This window comes from Streptomyces scopuliridis RB72, assembly GCF_000718095.1.
GTDB lineage: Bacteria > Actinomycetota > Actinomycetes > Streptomycetales > Streptomycetaceae > Streptomyces > Streptomyces scopuliridis.
This window is the reverse complement of record NZ_JOEI01000036.1, coordinates 51,272-66,073: the sequence shown is the minus strand read 5'-3', so window position 1 is coordinate 66,073 and position 14,802 is coordinate 51,272. Positions and strand designations below refer to the sequence as shown.

Annotated in this window: 15 protein-coding genes; 1 reads left to right on the top strand and 14 read right to left on the bottom strand. The window is 70.5% G+C overall.

Annotated elements, in window-relative coordinates:
• Positions 1 to 115: 115 nt before the first annotated feature.
• Entirely contained in the window at positions 116 to 739 is a 624-nt protein-coding gene (gene pyrR / locus IF11_RS0133170) for a bifunctional pyr operon transcriptional regulator/uracil phosphoribosyltransferase PyrR (RefSeq protein ID WP_051746420.1), read from the bottom strand.
• Between the two features lie 221 nt (positions 740 to 960).
• Between pyrR and bldD the strand changes: the two genes are divergently transcribed.
• Positions 961 to 1,461, top strand: a complete 501-nt coding sequence (bldD, locus tag IF11_RS0133165; protein ID WP_030355502.1) for a transcriptional regulator BldD — start codon at positions 961 to 963, stop codon at positions 1,459 to 1,461.
• Between the two features lie 220 nt (positions 1,462 to 1,681).
• Here bldD and nusB read toward each other — a convergent pair whose 3' ends face one another.
• From nusB to IF11_RS0133100, 13 genes are all read right to left on the bottom strand, one after another.
• Complete coding sequence (gene nusB / locus IF11_RS0133160) at positions 1,682 to 2,110, bottom strand: transcription antitermination factor NusB (RefSeq protein ID WP_030355501.1); 429 nt, start codon at positions 2,108 to 2,110, stop codon at positions 1,682 to 1,684.
• A gap of 2 nt (positions 2,111 to 2,112) precedes the next feature.
• A complete protein-coding gene (gene efp / locus IF11_RS0133155) occupies positions 2,113 to 2,679 on the bottom strand; it encodes an elongation factor P (protein ID WP_030355500.1) in 567 nt (188 codons plus the stop codon).
• Positions 2,680 to 2,728: 49 nt separating this feature from the next.
• Positions 2,729 to 3,844 (bottom strand): aminopeptidase P family protein, encoded by a 1,116-nt coding sequence (locus tag IF11_RS0133150; RefSeq protein ID WP_030355499.1) that lies wholly within the window; start codon positions 3,842 to 3,844, stop codon positions 2,729 to 2,731.
• Positions 3,845 to 3,983: 139 nt separating this feature from the next.
• Positions 3,984 to 4,865, bottom strand: a complete 882-nt coding sequence (locus IF11_RS0133145; protein WP_063759274.1) for a Pro-rich N-terminal domain-containing protein — start codon at positions 4,863 to 4,865, stop codon at positions 3,984 to 3,986.
• Positions 4,866 to 4,994: 129 nt separating this feature from the next.
• Positions 4,995 to 5,435 carry a type II 3-dehydroquinate dehydratase gene (gene aroQ / locus IF11_RS0133140; protein WP_030355497.1) on the bottom strand — a complete coding sequence of 147 codons (441 nt, stop codon included), beginning with the start codon at positions 5,433 to 5,435 and terminating at the stop codon, positions 4,995 to 4,997.
• A complete protein-coding gene (aroB, locus tag IF11_RS0133135; protein ID WP_030355496.1) occupies positions 5,432 to 6,526 on the bottom strand; it encodes a 3-dehydroquinate synthase in 1,095 nt (364 codons plus the stop codon). Before aroB ends, aroQ begins: the two co-directional genes overlap by 4 nt.
• Positions 6,523 to 7,080: a shikimate kinase gene (locus IF11_RS0133130; RefSeq protein WP_030355495.1), complete on the bottom strand. Its 558-nt coding sequence runs from the start codon at positions 7,078 to 7,080 to the stop codon at positions 6,523 to 6,525. The genes aroB and IF11_RS0133130 overlap by 4 nt, the downstream gene beginning before the upstream one ends.
• Positions 7,081 to 7,130: 50 nt before the next feature.
• Positions 7,131 to 8,315 carry a chorismate synthase gene (gene aroC, locus IF11_RS0133125; protein WP_030355494.1) on the bottom strand — a complete coding sequence of 395 codons (1,185 nt, stop codon included), beginning with the start codon at positions 8,313 to 8,315 and terminating at the stop codon, positions 7,131 to 7,133.
• Positions 8,316 to 8,492: 177 nt separating this feature from the next.
• Entirely contained in the window at positions 8,493 to 9,359 is an 867-nt protein-coding gene (locus IF11_RS0133120) for a shikimate dehydrogenase (RefSeq protein ID WP_051746419.1), read from the bottom strand.
• Complete coding sequence (mltG, locus tag IF11_RS0133115) at positions 9,356 to 11,167, bottom strand: endolytic transglycosylase MltG (protein WP_030355492.1); 1,812 nt, start codon at positions 11,165 to 11,167, stop codon at positions 9,356 to 9,358. Before mltG ends, IF11_RS0133120 begins: the two co-directional genes overlap by 4 nt.
• A gap of 123 nt (positions 11,168 to 11,290) precedes the next feature.
• Positions 11,291 to 11,755 carry a Holliday junction resolvase RuvX gene (gene ruvX, locus IF11_RS0133110; RefSeq protein ID WP_030355491.1) on the bottom strand — a complete coding sequence of 155 codons (465 nt, stop codon included), beginning with the start codon at positions 11,753 to 11,755 and terminating at the stop codon, positions 11,291 to 11,293.
• 6 nt (positions 11,756 to 11,761) lie between these two features.
• Positions 11,762 to 14,431, bottom strand: a complete 2,670-nt coding sequence (gene alaS, locus IF11_RS0133105; RefSeq protein WP_030355490.1) for an alanine--tRNA ligase — start codon at positions 14,429 to 14,431, stop codon at positions 11,762 to 11,764.
• Entirely contained in the window at positions 14,431 to 14,796 is a 366-nt protein-coding gene (locus IF11_RS0133100) for a DUF6167 family protein (RefSeq protein ID WP_030355489.1), read from the bottom strand. Before IF11_RS0133100 ends, alaS begins: the two co-directional genes overlap by 1 nt.
• Positions 14,797 to 14,802: the final 6 nt, after the last annotated feature.

The window sequence follows — 14,802 nt, the reverse complement described above, 5'->3', positions numbered from 1 at the left end:
GTGTGCGGGCGTGCGGGCGCGCGAAGGCATCCGTACGGGATGGGTGGCGTACGGAGGCGGGCTAGTGCCGCGACCGGCAATGTCCGCGACGGGGCAAACATGGCCGGGAGGGGCACTAGCGCTCGCCGGACGCGGCGGGCTGTTTGAGGCCGAGCAGCACGGTGTCCCGGCCGTCTTCCTCAGCGAGCTGGACCTTGACCGTCTCGCGCAGTGAGGTGGGCAGGTTCTTGCCCACGTAGTCGGCGCGGATCGGCAGCTCGCGGTGGCCCCGGTCGACGAGGACGGCGAGCTGGACGGCGCGCGGGCGCCCGATGTCGCCGAGCGCGTCGAGGGCGGCCCGGATCGTACGGCCGGAGAAGAGCACGTCGTCGACGAGGACGACCAGCCGTCCGTCGACGCCGTCACCGGGGATGTCGGTACGGGCCAGCGCGCGGGCGGGCCGCAGGCGCAGGTCGTCGCGGTACATCGTGATGTCGAGGGAGCCGACGGGGATCGAGCGGCCGGTGATCTCGGCGAGCTTTCCGGCCAGCCGGCGGGCCAGGAAGACTCCGCGGGTCGGAATGCCGAGCAGCACCACATCGTCGGCGCCCTTGGCGCGTTCGACGATCTCGTGGGCGATACGGGTCAGGGCCCGTGCGATGTCGGGGGCCTCCAGGACGGGGCGTGCCGCCTCGCCCGCGCCTTCTGTCCGGCCGGTCTCGCCGATACGGCCGGTCTCGCTGGTGTCACTGGTGTCCATATGAAACGGACCTCCTTCTCCGCCTCACGGGACGGATCTTAAAGGACGTCGAAATTACGCCACCCAGGCTAGCAGGAGGCCCGCGCCCTACCTGGTCGCACCCCTGTCGTGGCACGGCGGAAAGCCCGTTGCGGACGGAGGGGCGACTCCTTCGGCTTGACGCATCCAAGTAACGCTGCGTAACCTCACAGTGAGTTACCAGACTTCGTCCGGGGAGCTATATGTCCAGCGAATACGCAAAGCAGCTCGGGGCCAAACTCCGCGCCATCCGCACCCAGCAGGGCCTCTCGCTCCATGGCGTGGAGGAGAAGTCCCAGGGCCGTTGGAAGGCAGTGGTGGTCGGTTCGTACGAGCGGGGCGACCGTGCCGTCACGGTGCAGCGCCTCGCCGAGCTGGCGGATTTCTACGGGGTCCCCGTGCAGGAGCTTCTTCCCGGCACGACCCCCGGCGGAGCCGCCGAGCCGCCGCCGAAGCTCGTCCTCGACCTGGAGCGGCTGGCCCATGTGCCGCAGGAGAAGGCGGGCCCCCTCCAGCGCTACGCGGCGACGATCCAGAGCCAGCGCGGCGACTACAACGGCAAGGTGCTGTCGATCCGCCAGGACGACCTGCGCACGCTCGCCGTGATCTACGACCAGTCGCCCTCGGTCCTGACCGAGCAGTTGATCAGCTGGGGCGTTCTGGACGCCGACGCGCGCCGTGCGGTCGCCCACGAGGAGGGCTGACCGAACCCGTCACAAACCAGCAGAAACGTCACCTCCGGAGGGCGGTCCCGTATGCCTACGGGACCGCCCTCCGGCGCGTTGCCAGAGGCCCGTCCACGCCCCGGGAAGCGGCGCCCCGAAGCGGCAAAGCGCCGGACAGAGCTGGGACAGCCCGTCCGGCGCTTTCGCGGTACGCCGGCCATGTCCGTGATCCGGAGCATTTCCGTGACCCGGAGGCCGCTCAGACGCGGCGCAGGCTCGGCTTGAGGTCCTTGAAGCGGCCGAGCAAACCGTTCACGAAGGACGGGGAGTCGTCGGTGGAGAACTCCTTGGCGAGCTGTACCGCCTCGTCGATCACCACCGCGTCCGGGGTCTCGTCCACCCACACCAGCTCGTACGCGCCGAGCCGCACGATGTTCCGGTCGACGACCGGCATCCGGTCGAGCGTCCAGCCCACCGAGTAGGTCGAGATGAGCTCGTCGATGCGGTCCGCGTACTCCGCGTACCCCTCGACCAGCTCCATCGTGTACTCGCCCACCGGCGGCTGGCGGTCGTCGGTCCGGGCATGCCGTATCCAGTCCGCGAGGACCGTCTGCACGGACGCCCCGCGCTGGTCGGCCTCGAAGAGAATCTGGAAGGCGCGCTTACGGGCCTTGTTCCGGGCAGCCACGGTTAGCTGTTCACCCGGCCGAGGTACTCACCGGAGCGCGTGTCGACCTTGATCTTCTCACCGGTGGTGATGAAGAGCGGGACACCGATCTCGTAGCCGGTCTCCAGCGTGGCGGGCTTGGTGCCGCCGGTGGAGCGGTCGCCCTGGACGCCGGGGTCGGTGTGCTGGATCGTCAGCTCGACGGCGGCGGGCAGCTCGACATAGAGCACCTCGCCCTCGTGGGCGGCGACGGTGGCCGTGAAGCCCTCGATCAGATAGTTGGCGGCGTCCCCGACCGACTTGCGGTCGACCATCAGCTGGTCGTAGGTCTGCATGTCCATGAAGACGAAGTACTCGCCGTCCATGTACGAGAACTGCATGTCGCGGCGGTCAACGGTGGCCGTCTCGACCTTCACGCCGGCGTTGAAGGTCTTGTCGACGACCTTGCCGGAGAGCACGTTCTTCAGCTTGGTGCGCACGAAGGCCGGGCCCTTGCCGGGCTTGACGTGCTGGAACTCGACGACGGACCAGAGCTGGCCCCCGTCGAGCTTGAGCACCAGGCCGTTCTTGAGGTCGTTCGTGGAAGCCACGGTTGCGGAATCTCCTGGACTGAAGCTGGTGGACGACCGAGGGTGCGCGCTAGAGCGCGAGCAGCTCCTTGGTCGTGATGGTGAGTAGCTCGGGTCCGCCGTCCGCCTCGGGGCGGACGACGAGCGTGTCATCGATCCGGACACCGCCCCGGCCCGGGAGGTGGACCCCCGGTCCGACGGTGACCGGCACACAAGCGTCCAGTTTACCCATGGCCGCGGGGGCGAGCTGCGGGTCCTCGTCGATTTCGAGTCCGACACCATGTCCCGTACGGGGTGCGAGCCCCTCGCCGTGCCCCGCGGCCTCCAGGGGGTGCCGGGTGGCATGGTCCACCTCGCGGTAGCCGGCGCTCGGCACAAGGGCCTCCCGACCTGCCCGTTGTGCCGCGAAGACCAGCTCGTACAGCTCGATCTGCCAGTCGGCCGGGGAGGTCCCGATGACGAACGTGCGGCCGATCAGACACCGGTAGCCGCGGTAGTCGGCACCGAGGCTGACGGAGAGGAAATCGCCCTCCTCGACCCGGCGGTCCGAGGGATGGTGCCCGCAGCGGCCGGAGTTGGGGCCGGTGGCGACGGCGGTCGGGAAGGCGGGGCCGTCCGCGCCATGGTCGACGAGGCGCCGCTCCAGCTCCAGCGCGAGATGGCGTTCGGTGCGGCCCACCAGGATCGACTCCAGCAGCTCGCCCAGCGCCTGGTCGGCGATCTCGGCCGCGATCCGCAGGCAGGCGATCTCCTCCTCGTCCTTGACGATCCGCTGCTGCTCGACGGCGCCGCCCAGATCGGTCAGCCGCAGCCGTGGCGCCACGGAGCCGATCGCGCGGTGGCGGGCGACGGTCAGATGGTGCTCCTCCACGGCGAGGGTCCCGGCGGCCGACGAGCCGAAGGTTCCGGCGGCGGCGATCGCAGGGTCGCCGGTGGTGTGGGACAGGACGGTGAGCCGGAGGTGTTCGTCGATCCGGCGCCCCCCGGCGTCGTCGTCGGCGGGGGGACGCGGGCAGTACAGCATGTCCCCGTCGGGGCCGGGGCCGAGCAGCAGTACGGCGCCGGGGGGCGTCCCGCCCGCGAGGTAACGCACGTTGGCGGGGCGGGAGACCAGGGCCGCCGCGTCGCCCGCCGCCGAGCACCGGTCACGCAGCCGCGCGCGGCGGGCCGCATACACGTCTGACATGACCCGAGCGTATGAGCGAGGACGTCACCCGGCCGGTTCAGCGCGTCCGACCGGGGGGCGCGGCTCACGGCCGGGGGCGCCGCTCATGCCGGGGGGCGCGGCTCGCGTCCACGCGCGCGCCGCTGTCGGCCGCCGGCCGTCACCAGCTGGGCGGGCTCGTGAGGGAACGGGCGAGCGCGTCGTCCAGGACCCGGGCCGTGGTCTCCACGTCGTACTTGGAGTTGTCGATGATCGGCAGTCCCGAGCCGTACCAGCCGGCCATCCGGCCGTGGATGCTGGCCACCTCCTCGTCGGAGAGCCGGCGGTTGCCGCTGCGCTCGGCATTGCGCTCCAGCACGATCTCCAGACCCGGCAGCAGCACCACCGGCAGCAGGCCGGGGCCGACATGGCGCTTCCAGCCGCCGAGGCCGACGACCGGCCGGTCGGGGAAGACCGCGTCGTCCAGGATGCAGGAGATGCCGTTGGCCAGGAAGTTGCGCGCGGCGAAGCCGCAGGTGCGGCGGGCCAGCCGGTACTGCGCCTCGGAGTGGTCGTTCCATCCGGACTGCGGATCCGCGAAGCCGGAGCAGACCCATTCGCGGACGTCATCGAGGCTGATGTGCGCGGTGGGCACGCGGCGGCTCATCGCCCAGTGCCTGGCCACGGTCGTCTTGCCCGCGCCGGCCGGGCCGATCAGCAGGACGGCGAGGGTCGCCGCGCCGGTGCCGCCGTCGGGGGCGGGGGGCGTGGCGGGTATGGGCACCGGGCCACCGGGCGGCAGCTGGATGTGCCCGGTGGAGTCCGCGGGGGGCGGCCCGGCGGGCGGCCCCTGCGGCGGTACGGGCGCACCGTGCGGCGCGTGCGCCGGATGCGGGCCGGGTGGCTGGTGCGGGCCGGGCGACTGGTGCTGCGTGGGCACGTGGTGAGGCCCCGGAGGCTGATGGGGCACGGGCGGTTGCCGCGGCCCCTGGTGCGCCCATCCGCCGGATCCGTACCCCGGTCGCTGGGGAGGCGGCAACGGAGCCCCCGCTGAGTGCTGCATCCGGTGCCACTCCGTCTCGTGCGACTGACGCTGGTCGGCGGCTCCCTGCCCTGTCGGCCGCGCGCTACCGAACGGTACCGCCCCCGGCCGCCACACTGGCAACGGCCGGGGTGCGGCAACAGTGCCCGGTCAGCCGGACACTTCCTCCGCGAGCGCCCGCAGGGCGAGCCGGTACGAGCCGATGCCGAAGCCCGCGACCGTACCGCTGGCGATGGCCGCGACCACCGACGTGTGGCGGAATTCCTCCCGTGCGTACGGATTCGAGATATGCACCTCGATGAGCGGCGCGGTGCGCTGAGCCGCCGCGTCCCGCATTCCGTACGAGTAGTGGGTGAACGCGCCGGGGTTGAGAACGACCGGAATCGAACCGTCCGCGGCCTCGTGCAGCCAGCGGATCATCTCCCCCTCGTCGTTCGTCTCACGGACGTCGACCTCGAAGCCGAGCTCCTTGCCGAGCTCACGGCAGGCGTCCACCAGACCCGCGTACGAGGTCGCGCCATAGACATCGGGCTCACGCGAGCCGAGCCGGCCGAGGTTGGGGCCGTTGAGGACGAGGACCCGTCGGGTCACGCCGACACCTCCCCGTACGCGGCGAGCAGCACCGCCGGGTCGGGGCCCTCCAGGACAGTCGGCTTGGCGAGCCCGTCCAGCACGATGAAGCGCAGCAGATCGCCGCGGGACTTCTTGTCGACCTTCATCGTCTCCAGCAGCTTGGGCCACTGGTCACCGCGGTAGGTCAGCGGCAGCCCGACGGACTCCAGCACGGAGCGGTGCCGGTCCGCGGTCGCGTCGTCCAGCCGCCCAGCGAGCCGGCCCAGTTCGGCGGCGAAGACCATGCCGACGGAGACGGCGGCGCCGTGCCGCCACTTGTAGCGCTCGTTCTTCTCGATCGCGTGGGCGAGGGTGTGGCCGTAGTTCAAGATCTCGCGCAGCCCGGACTCCTTGAGGTCGTTGGAGACGACCTCGGCCTTGACCCGGATCGAGCGCTCGATCAGCTCGGCGGTGTGCGGGCCGGAGGGCGTACGGGCGCCCTCGGGATCGGACTCGACGAGATCGAGGATGGCCGGGTCCGCGATGAAGCCCGCCTTGATGATCTCGGCCATGCCGCTGACGTAGTCGTGGACGCCCAGCGAGTCCAGCGCGGCGAGGTCGCAGAGCACCCCGGCGGGCGGGTGGAAGGCGCCGACGAGGTTCTTGCCCTCGGCGGTGTTGATACCGGTCTTGCCGCCCACCGCCGCGTCGACCATGGCGAGGACGGTCGTCGGTACGGCGATCCAGCGCACCCCGCGCAGCCAGGTCGCCGCGACGAACCCGGCCAGGTCGGTGGTGGCCCCACCGCCGACACCGATGATCACATCGGTACGGGTGAAGCCGGTCTGTCCGAGCGCCTTCCAGCAGTACGCGGCGACCTCGACGGTCTTGGCCTCCTCGGCGTTGGGCACCTGGATCGCGACGGCCTCGTACCCCTGGTCCGCGAGGTCCTGGCGCAGCGCCTCGCCCGTACCCTCCAGCGCCTCCGGGTGCAGGACCGCGACCCGCTTGGCCTTCGGGCCGACGAGCGCGGGCAGCTCCCCCAGCAGCTGCCGGCCGACCAGCACCTCGTACGGGTCGTGCCCGGCGGTGCCGCCGACCTGGATACGGGTGACTGTCTGGTCCGTCATGCGGGGTTCTCCTTGCCGGGGGTCCGGAGTTCTTCTGCCGGGAGGTGCTTGAGCTCCAGCGCGTCGAGGACGGCCTCGGCGACCTCTTCGGGGGTGCGGTCGTCGGTCGGGACCACCACCCGGGCCACATCCGTGTAGTGATGGCGGCGGGCCTCCATCAGCGTCTTCCACTGCTGGCGGGGGTTGACGGCCAGCAGCGGGCGGGCGACGTTCAGCCCGACCCGCTTGACGGCCTCACCGACCTCCATCGAGAGATAGACGACGGGGAGCCCGGCGAGCAGTTCACGCGTGGCGTCGTCGAGGACGGCGCCGCCGCCGAGGGCCAGTACGCCCCGGTGCTCGGCGACCGCACGCCGTACCGCCTCGCGCTCCAGCTCACGGAAGCGCGGCTCGCCCTCGTCCACGAAGATGTCCGCGATCGACCGTCCCTGGGTGGCGACGATATCGGCGTCGCTGTCGCGGAAGCCGGTGCCCAGACGCTCGGCGAGCAGCCCGCCGACGGTGGACTTGCCGACCCCCATCGGCCCGACCAGCACGATGACCGGTGCGCTCACCCGTTCTGCCTCCTTCACCGGATCTGCCTTCTCCACCGGATCCGGCCCGCTCACCGGAACCGCAGATTGTCGAGGTACGAGCGGACATTGCGGCGCGTCTCGGGCACGCTGTCGCCGCCGAACTTCTCGGCGACGGCGTCCGCGAGGGTCAGCGCGACCATGGCCTCGGCGACGATGCCGGCGGCCGGCACGGCACACACGTCGGAGCGCTGGTGGTGCGCCTTCGTGGCCTCGCCGGTGACCACGTCGACGGTGGCCAGCGCGCGCGGCACGGTCGCGATGGGTTTCATCGCGGCCCGTACCCGCAGCAGTTCACCGGTCGTCAGCCCGCCCTCGGTGCCGCCGGAGCGGCCGGACGCGCGCCTGATGCCGTCGTCGGTCGCCACGATCTCGTCGTGCGCCTGCGACCCCGGCACCCGCGCCAGGCCGAAGCCGTCGCCGACCTCGACGCCCTTGATCGCCTGAATGCCCATCAGAGCGGCGGCGAGGCGCGCGTCGAGCCTGCGGTCCCAGTGCACATGCGAGCCGAGCCCCACGGGCACTCCGTACGCCAGCACCTCGACCACGCCGCCGAGGGTGTCGCCGTCCTTGTGGGCCTGGTCGATCTCCGCCACCATCGCCTCGCTCGCGTCCGCGTCGAGGCAGCGCACGGGGTCCGCGTCCAGCTTCGCCACATCGGACGGGACTGGGTACACCCCGTACGGAGCCTTGGCCGCGGCCAGCTCGACGACATGGGACACGATCTCGATCCCGGCCGTCTCCTTCAGATACGAACGCGCCACCGCGCCGAGCGCGACCCGCGCGGCGGTCTCGCGCGCGCTGGCCCGCTCCAGGACCGGCCGGGCCTCGTCGAAGCCGTACTTCTGCATCCCGGCGAGATCGGCGTGGCCGGGCCGGGGGCGGGTCAGCGGCTCGTTACGGGCGAGTCCCGCCAGCACGTCGGGGTCGACCGGATCGGCCGCCATGACCTGTTCCCACTTGGGCCACTCGGTATTGCCCACCATGATCGCGACGGGCGATCCCATGGTCAGACCGTGCCGTACACCGCCGAGGAAGGTGACCTCGTCGCGCTCGAACTTCATCCGGGCACCGCGCCCATAGCCGAGGCGCCGCCGGGCCAGGTGGTCCGCCACCATCTCCGTGGTGATGGGCACGCCGGCGGGAAGTCCCTCCAGCGTCGCCACGAGTGCGGGGCCGTGGGACTCCCCCGCGGTCAGCCAGCGCAACCTGCTCAACGGTGCTCCTCATGCTCGCGCCCTCGACTGCTAGTGGCGCGACCGGTGCGCGGCCCTGGCCCGCCATGTCCGATCCTCCCACGGCCGGGAGGCCGACCGCCGACACGGTCCGATACGCGGACAAAGACGCACGGACAAAGACGCGCGGAGAGGGCCTGCCGGTGGGGCCGCCCGCCGTCAGGACGAGAACGAGGACGAGCCGGCGGCGTCCGCGTTCCCGCCGATCGCGGCGATTCCCGCCGCCCGCATGACGGCGAGCGGTGCGGGCGAGCGGCCCGTCATCAGTTCCACCTGGAGCACCGCCTGGTGCACCAGCAGATCGAGCCCGCTGATGACCGCCCCGTCGCGCTCCGCCCAGGCCGCCGCCAGCGGTGTCGGCCAGGGCTCGTACAGCACGTCGAAGAGCGTCCCCGCCCCGGCGGGGACGGCCGCGGTCAGTTCGTCGGTGGCCCCGGCCGGGGTGGTGGCGATCACCAGAGGGGCGCGCAGAGCCCGGCCCGCCTCCGCCCAGTCGGCGATCCGGACGTCGACGGCGAGCCGCTCGGCCCAGCCGCGCATCTCGGCCGCGCGGGTCTCGCTGCGTACGTACGCGGTGACCGGGCCCGTACAGATCAGGGCGAGCGCCGCGACGGCGGACGAGGCGGTCGCGCCCGCGCCGAGGATCGCCGCGGACTCCACCTTCTCCACACCACGCTCACGCAGCGCGGCGATCATGCCGGGGATATCGGTGTTGTCGCCGGTACGCCGGCCGTCGTCACCGAAGACCACGGTGTTGACCGCCTCCACGGACGCGGCGGTGTCGGTGATCTCGTCCAGCAGCGGGATGACGGCCCGCTTGAGCGGCATGGTCAGCGAGAGACCGGCCCAGGTCGGATCGTCCCGCAGCGTCTCGAAGAAATCGGGCAGCCCGGCCTCTCCGACCTCGAACCGGTCGTACGACCAGCCGTCGAGGCCCAGCGCGTCGTACGCGGCGCGATGCAGCACCGGGGACAGGGAGTGGGCGATGGGCGATCCGAGGACCGCCGCCCGCCGACGTCGGGTCACGGTTTCTTGTTTTCCTTCTCGTACTGCTGGCGGTTCTCTTCGTGCTCCTCATTCGTGACGGCGAAGAGCGTCTTGTCCGAGGTCACCGAGACGAAGTAGTACCACGGACCCTCTGCCGGGTTGATCGCCGAATTCAGGGCGTCCGCACCCGGATTTCCGATCGGTCCCGGGGGCAGACCCTTGATGTCGTACGTGTTGTACGGATCCTTGATCTTCCGGAGATTGTCGACCGCACCGAGATCCAGTCTGCTCTGGCTCTTGATGTAGTTGACCGTGGAGTCGAACTCAAGACGTCCGACCGTCTCCGTGTTGTCCGGCTGAAGGCGGTTGTAGACGACTCGCGAGACCTTGTCGAAGTCGTGCTTGTACTTGCCCTCCGCCTGGACGAGGCTCGCGACCGCGATCAGCTGGAGCGGTGATTTCAGTCCGAGCTTCTCGGCCTCGGCCTTGAGGTCCTGCTTGCCGTATTCGGCGTTCGCGCGGGCAACCATCTTCTTGAGGACGGCCTCGGGCTTCATGCCCTTGGCGACCGGATAGCTCGCGGGGAAGAGGAAGCCCTCCAGCGGGTCCTTGATCTCCCTGTTGTCATTCGCCCACTTCGGCAGACCGAGATTCTTCGCCTCGGCCTTCGCGACAGCGGCGGTCTCGCCCTTCTTGAGTTCGAGCCGCTTGTCGATCTCCTCGTAGACCCAGACATTGCGCCTGCCCTCGGGAATGACGAGCGCATTACGGCTGCTCGGGCTGAGCATGGTCTTCACCGCGTTCGCCGCGGACATTTTCTTGCTGAGCCGGTAGACGCCCGCCTGGATGGTATTGCCCTTGGGATTCGCCTGCTGCGCGGAGACAAAGGCGCGCTGGCTCTTCACCACGCCCTTCTTCACCAGGAGTGCGGCGATCTCATAACCGCCCGCACCCTGCGGGATCTCCACCTCCACCGTGCCCGATCCGGTGCCGACGAAGTCCGGCGGGGGGCCGAATTTCTGCTGCCAGTACTGGTAGCCGACATAGCCGACGCCACCGACACCGCCGACCAGCACCACGGCCACGACCATGCAGGCGACGCCGTTGCGGCCCTTCTTCTTCGTCTTGCCGCGCCGGTCCCGGCCGCCACCGCCCCGGCGGCCCTCGCCCGGTTCGGCGTCCCCGTCGTCGCCGTCACCGGTGAAGAAGGGGTGGGTCTCCTTCTGCTGCTCGTCCTCCCAGCCGTTTCCCTGATCGGGCGCGGGCTCCGGCTCGGCGCGTCGCTGAGCGGGCGGCTGGGGTGGCGGATACGCGTCGGGGGTGGCGTAGTAATCCTGGTTGTCGCCGTAGCCGGCGAGCTGCTGGGCGTCGTAGGACGTCCCGGGCTGTCCGCCGTACGGCATGGTGGCCTGCTGGCCGTTGTCCCAACTACCGTTGTACTGCGGGTCGTTGTACTGCGGCTGTGGATGCTGCTGGGGGTGCTGTTGCTGCTGATGGGGCTGGGGCTGCTGCTGTTGGCCGCCGTACTGCTGGGCCTGGTGCGACTGCTGCGGGTCGCCGTACTGGGGGTTGTGGTACTGCTGCCCGTCGTACTGCGGCTGCTGTGCCACGTAGTGCGGCTGCCCACCCTGCTGCTGCGGGTGGTACTGCTGCTGGTACGGGTCCTGACCGCCCCCGTACTGGGCCTGCCCCTGCGAGTGCGGCTGCTGCGCGTACTGCTGCTGAGGCTGCCCGGCATAGGGAGCGCTGCCGTCGGTGGCCTGCTGTGCCGCCCACCCCTGGTCCCCGTACAAGGGGTCCTCGGGGTGCCACGGTTCGGAGCCGGGGCCCCGGCCATAGTCAGTCATCGATCCCCTAGAGCCGCGAGGAGATGGCCGCGGAGCGCCGTGGCGCCGCGTCCGTTTCGCCTCTTTGCTGTGCGGCAGCTGTTCGAACACTGCCGCATCGCGCGGAACGTTACCGTATCGCGATCAGATGACCACTTCGACGCCCTCGCCGGGAGGATTACCTGATACCCGTTCGGCCTCAAGCGCGCTCTGGAGGATGACGACCGCCGCCACTTGGTCGATCACGGACCGGCCCTTCTTCGCCTTCACGCCCGAGGCCCGCAAGCCCTGACTGGCCGTCACTGTGCTCATCCGCTCATCGACCAGTCGTACGGGCAGCGGCGCGATGGACCGCGCCATCTCCTCGGCGAACGTACGTACCTTCGCCGCGGCCGGTCCCTCGCCCCCGTTGAGGGAGCGCGGGAGCCCGATCAGCACCTCGATCGGTTCGTACTCCTCGACGATCTGGCGCAGCCGCCGGTGGGCGGCCGGGACATCGCGTCCCGGCACGGTCTCCACCGGCGTGGCGAGGATCCCGTCGGGGTCGCACGAGGCGACCCCGATCCGGGCGTCCCCGACGTCGATCGCGAGCCGGCGTCCGCGTCGCATACGGCGTCAGGCCGTTTCGGCGACGAGGCGTTCCACGGCGGCGACGGCGTCCCCGATGGCGTCCGGGTTCTGGCCGCCGCCCTGGGCGACGTCCGGCTTGCCGCCACCGCCGCCGCCGAGGGTCTTGGCGGCGGTACGGACCAGGTCACCGGCCTTGAGACCGCGTCCACGGGCGGCCTCGTTGGTGGCGATGACCGTCAGCGGGCGTCCGTTGGCCGTGGTGAACAGGGCCACGACGACCGGCCGGTCGCCCTGGATACGGCCCCGGACATCGAGGACCAGCTTGCGCAGATCGTCGGCCGAGGTGCCGTCCGGGACCTGTCCGGTGACCAGCGCCGTGCCCCGTACGTCCTTGGCGCTCTCGGCGAGTCCGGCGGCGGCGGCGAGCACCTTCTCCGCGCGGAACTTCTCGATCTCCTTCTCGGCGTCCTTCAGCTTGGCGAGCATGCCGGAGATCTTCTCGGGCAGTTCCTCGGAACGGCCCTTGACCAGCTCCTGGAGCTGGGCGACGACGGTGTGCTCCTTGGCGAGGAAGTTGTAGGCGTCCACGCCCACCAGAGCCTCGATACGCCGCACCCCGGAGCCGATCGACGACTCGCCGAGCAGCTTCACCAGACCGAGCTGGGCGGTGTTGTGGACATGCGTGCCGCCGCACAGCTCCTTGGAGAAGTCGCCGATGGTGACGACGCGGACCCGCTCGCCGTACTTCTCGCCGAACTCGGCGATGGCGCCCTGCTTCTTGGCCTCGTCGATCGACATGACCTCGGCCTGCACATCCAGCTCGCGGGCCAGGACCTCGTTGATCTTCTGCTCGACGTCGAGGAGGACCGTGCCGGGTACGGCGGCGGGCGAGCCGAAGTCGAAGCGGAAGCGGCCCGGCGAGTTCTCCGAGCCGGCCTGGGCGGCCGTCGGACCGAGGGCGTCACGCAGCGCCTGGTGCGTGAGGTGCGTGGCGCTGTGGGCGCGGGCGATGGCGCGGCGGCGGTTGATGTCGATGGCGGCGTAGGCCGAGGAGCCCACGGTCACCTCGCCGACCTGCACGGATCCCTTGTGCACGGAGACCCCGGGGACCGGCTGCTGGACATCGCGGACCTGGATGACGGCGCCGGTGTCGAGCTTGATCCGGCCCTGGTCGGCGAGCTGGCCGCCGCCCTCGGCGTAGAAGGGCGTGCGGTCGAGGACGATCTCGACCTCGTCGCCCTCGGTGGCGGCGGGCGACGGCACCCCGTCGACGAGGAGGCCGACGATGGTCGACTCGCCCGCGGTGGAGGTGTAGCCGGTGAACTCGGTGGAGCCGCTGTTGTCGGCGACGGCGCGGTAGGCGGAGAGGTCGGCGTGGCCGGACTTCTTGGCCTTGGCGTCGGCCTTGGCCCGCTCCCGCTGCTCCTTCATCAGCCGCCGGAAGCCGTCCTCGTCCACGGAGAGGCCCTGTTCGGCGGCCATCTCCAGGGTGAGGTCGATCGGGAAGCCCCAGGTGTCGTGGAGCAGGAACGCCTTGTCGCCGGAGAGGACCTGACCGCCGGCGGACTTGGTCTCGGTGACGGCGGTGTCGAGGATGTTCGTACCGCCCTTGAGGGCCTTGAGGAAGGCGGCCTCCTCGGCGAGGGCCACGGTCTCGATGCGCTTGCGGTCGGTCTCCAGCTCCGGGTACTGCTCGCCCATGGTCTTGATGACCACATCGATCAGATCGGCGACGACCGGCTCGGTGGCGCCGAGGAGCCGCATATTGCGGATGGCGCGGCGCATGATGCGGCGCAGCACATAGCCGCGGCCCTCGTTGCCCGGGGTGACGCCGTCGCCGATGAGCATGGCGGACGTACGGATGTGGTCGGCCACCACACGCAGGGAGACGTCCGAGCCGTGGTCGGCGCCGTAGCGCACGCCGGTCAGCTCGGTGGCCTTGTCCATGACGACGCGCAGGGTGTCGGTCTCGTACATGTTCTGTACGCCCTGGAGGATCATGGCGAGACGTTCGAGGCCGAGGCCGGTGTCGATGTTCTTGGACGGCAGCTCGCCGAGGATCTCGAAGTCCTCCTTGCCCGTCCCCTCACCGCGCTCGAACTCCATGAAGACCAGGTTCCAGATCTCCACATAGCGCTCGTCGTTGACGGCGGGGCCGCCCTCGACGCCGAACTCCGGGCCGCGGTCGTAGTTGATCTCCGAGCAGGGACCGCAGGGGCCCGGCACGCCCATCGACCAGTAGTTGTCCTTCTTGCCCAGCCGCTGGATGCGCTCGGCCGGTACGCCGATCTTCTCGCGCCAGATCTGCTCGGCCTCGTCGTCGTCGAGGTAGACGGTGATCCACAGGCGCTCCGGGTCGAGCCCGTAACCGCCGTCCGCCACGGAGCTGGTCAGCAGCTCCCAGGCGTAGGTGATGGCGCCTTCCTTGAAGTAGTCGCCGAACGAGAAGTTGCCGCACATCTGGAAGAACGTGCCGTGCCGGGTGGTCTTGCCGACCTCTTCGATGTCCGGTGTGCGCACGCACTTCTGCACGCTGGTGGCGCGCTGGTACGGCGGCTTGACCTCGCCGAGGAAGTACGGCTTGAAGGGCACCATGCCCGCCGGGACCAGCAGCAGAGTCGGGTCGTCCGCGATGAGCGACGCCGAAGGGACGACGGTGTGACCGCGCTCCTCGAAGAAGCTCAGCCAGCGGCGACGAATTTCAGCCGACTCCATCAGTGGTCCTCATTCCGGTTGTGCGGGTCGTAGTGACGCGGGTGGTGGTTCTGCGGGTGGGCGGAGTACACGGTCCGGGGCTGTTCGGTGTACTCGATGGCGGCGAGGCGCCGGGGGGCGGGAAGCGCGGGATCGGCCGGCGCTTCGAGGCCGAGCGCCTCGCCGAGCTCCGCCTCGCGCCGTACCATCCCCGCCTTGACGTCAACGGCGAATTCCCTGACTTTGTGCCCGGCGTCGATCGCCTTGTTCGCGGCCTGGGCCGCGAGGCTCTCCGGGGTCAGCTGCTTGAGCTTGCGGTGGACCTTGGTGGTGGCCCAGACACCGGCGGCCGCGCCCGCGGTGAACCAGAACGTACGGCGGAACATCGCTGC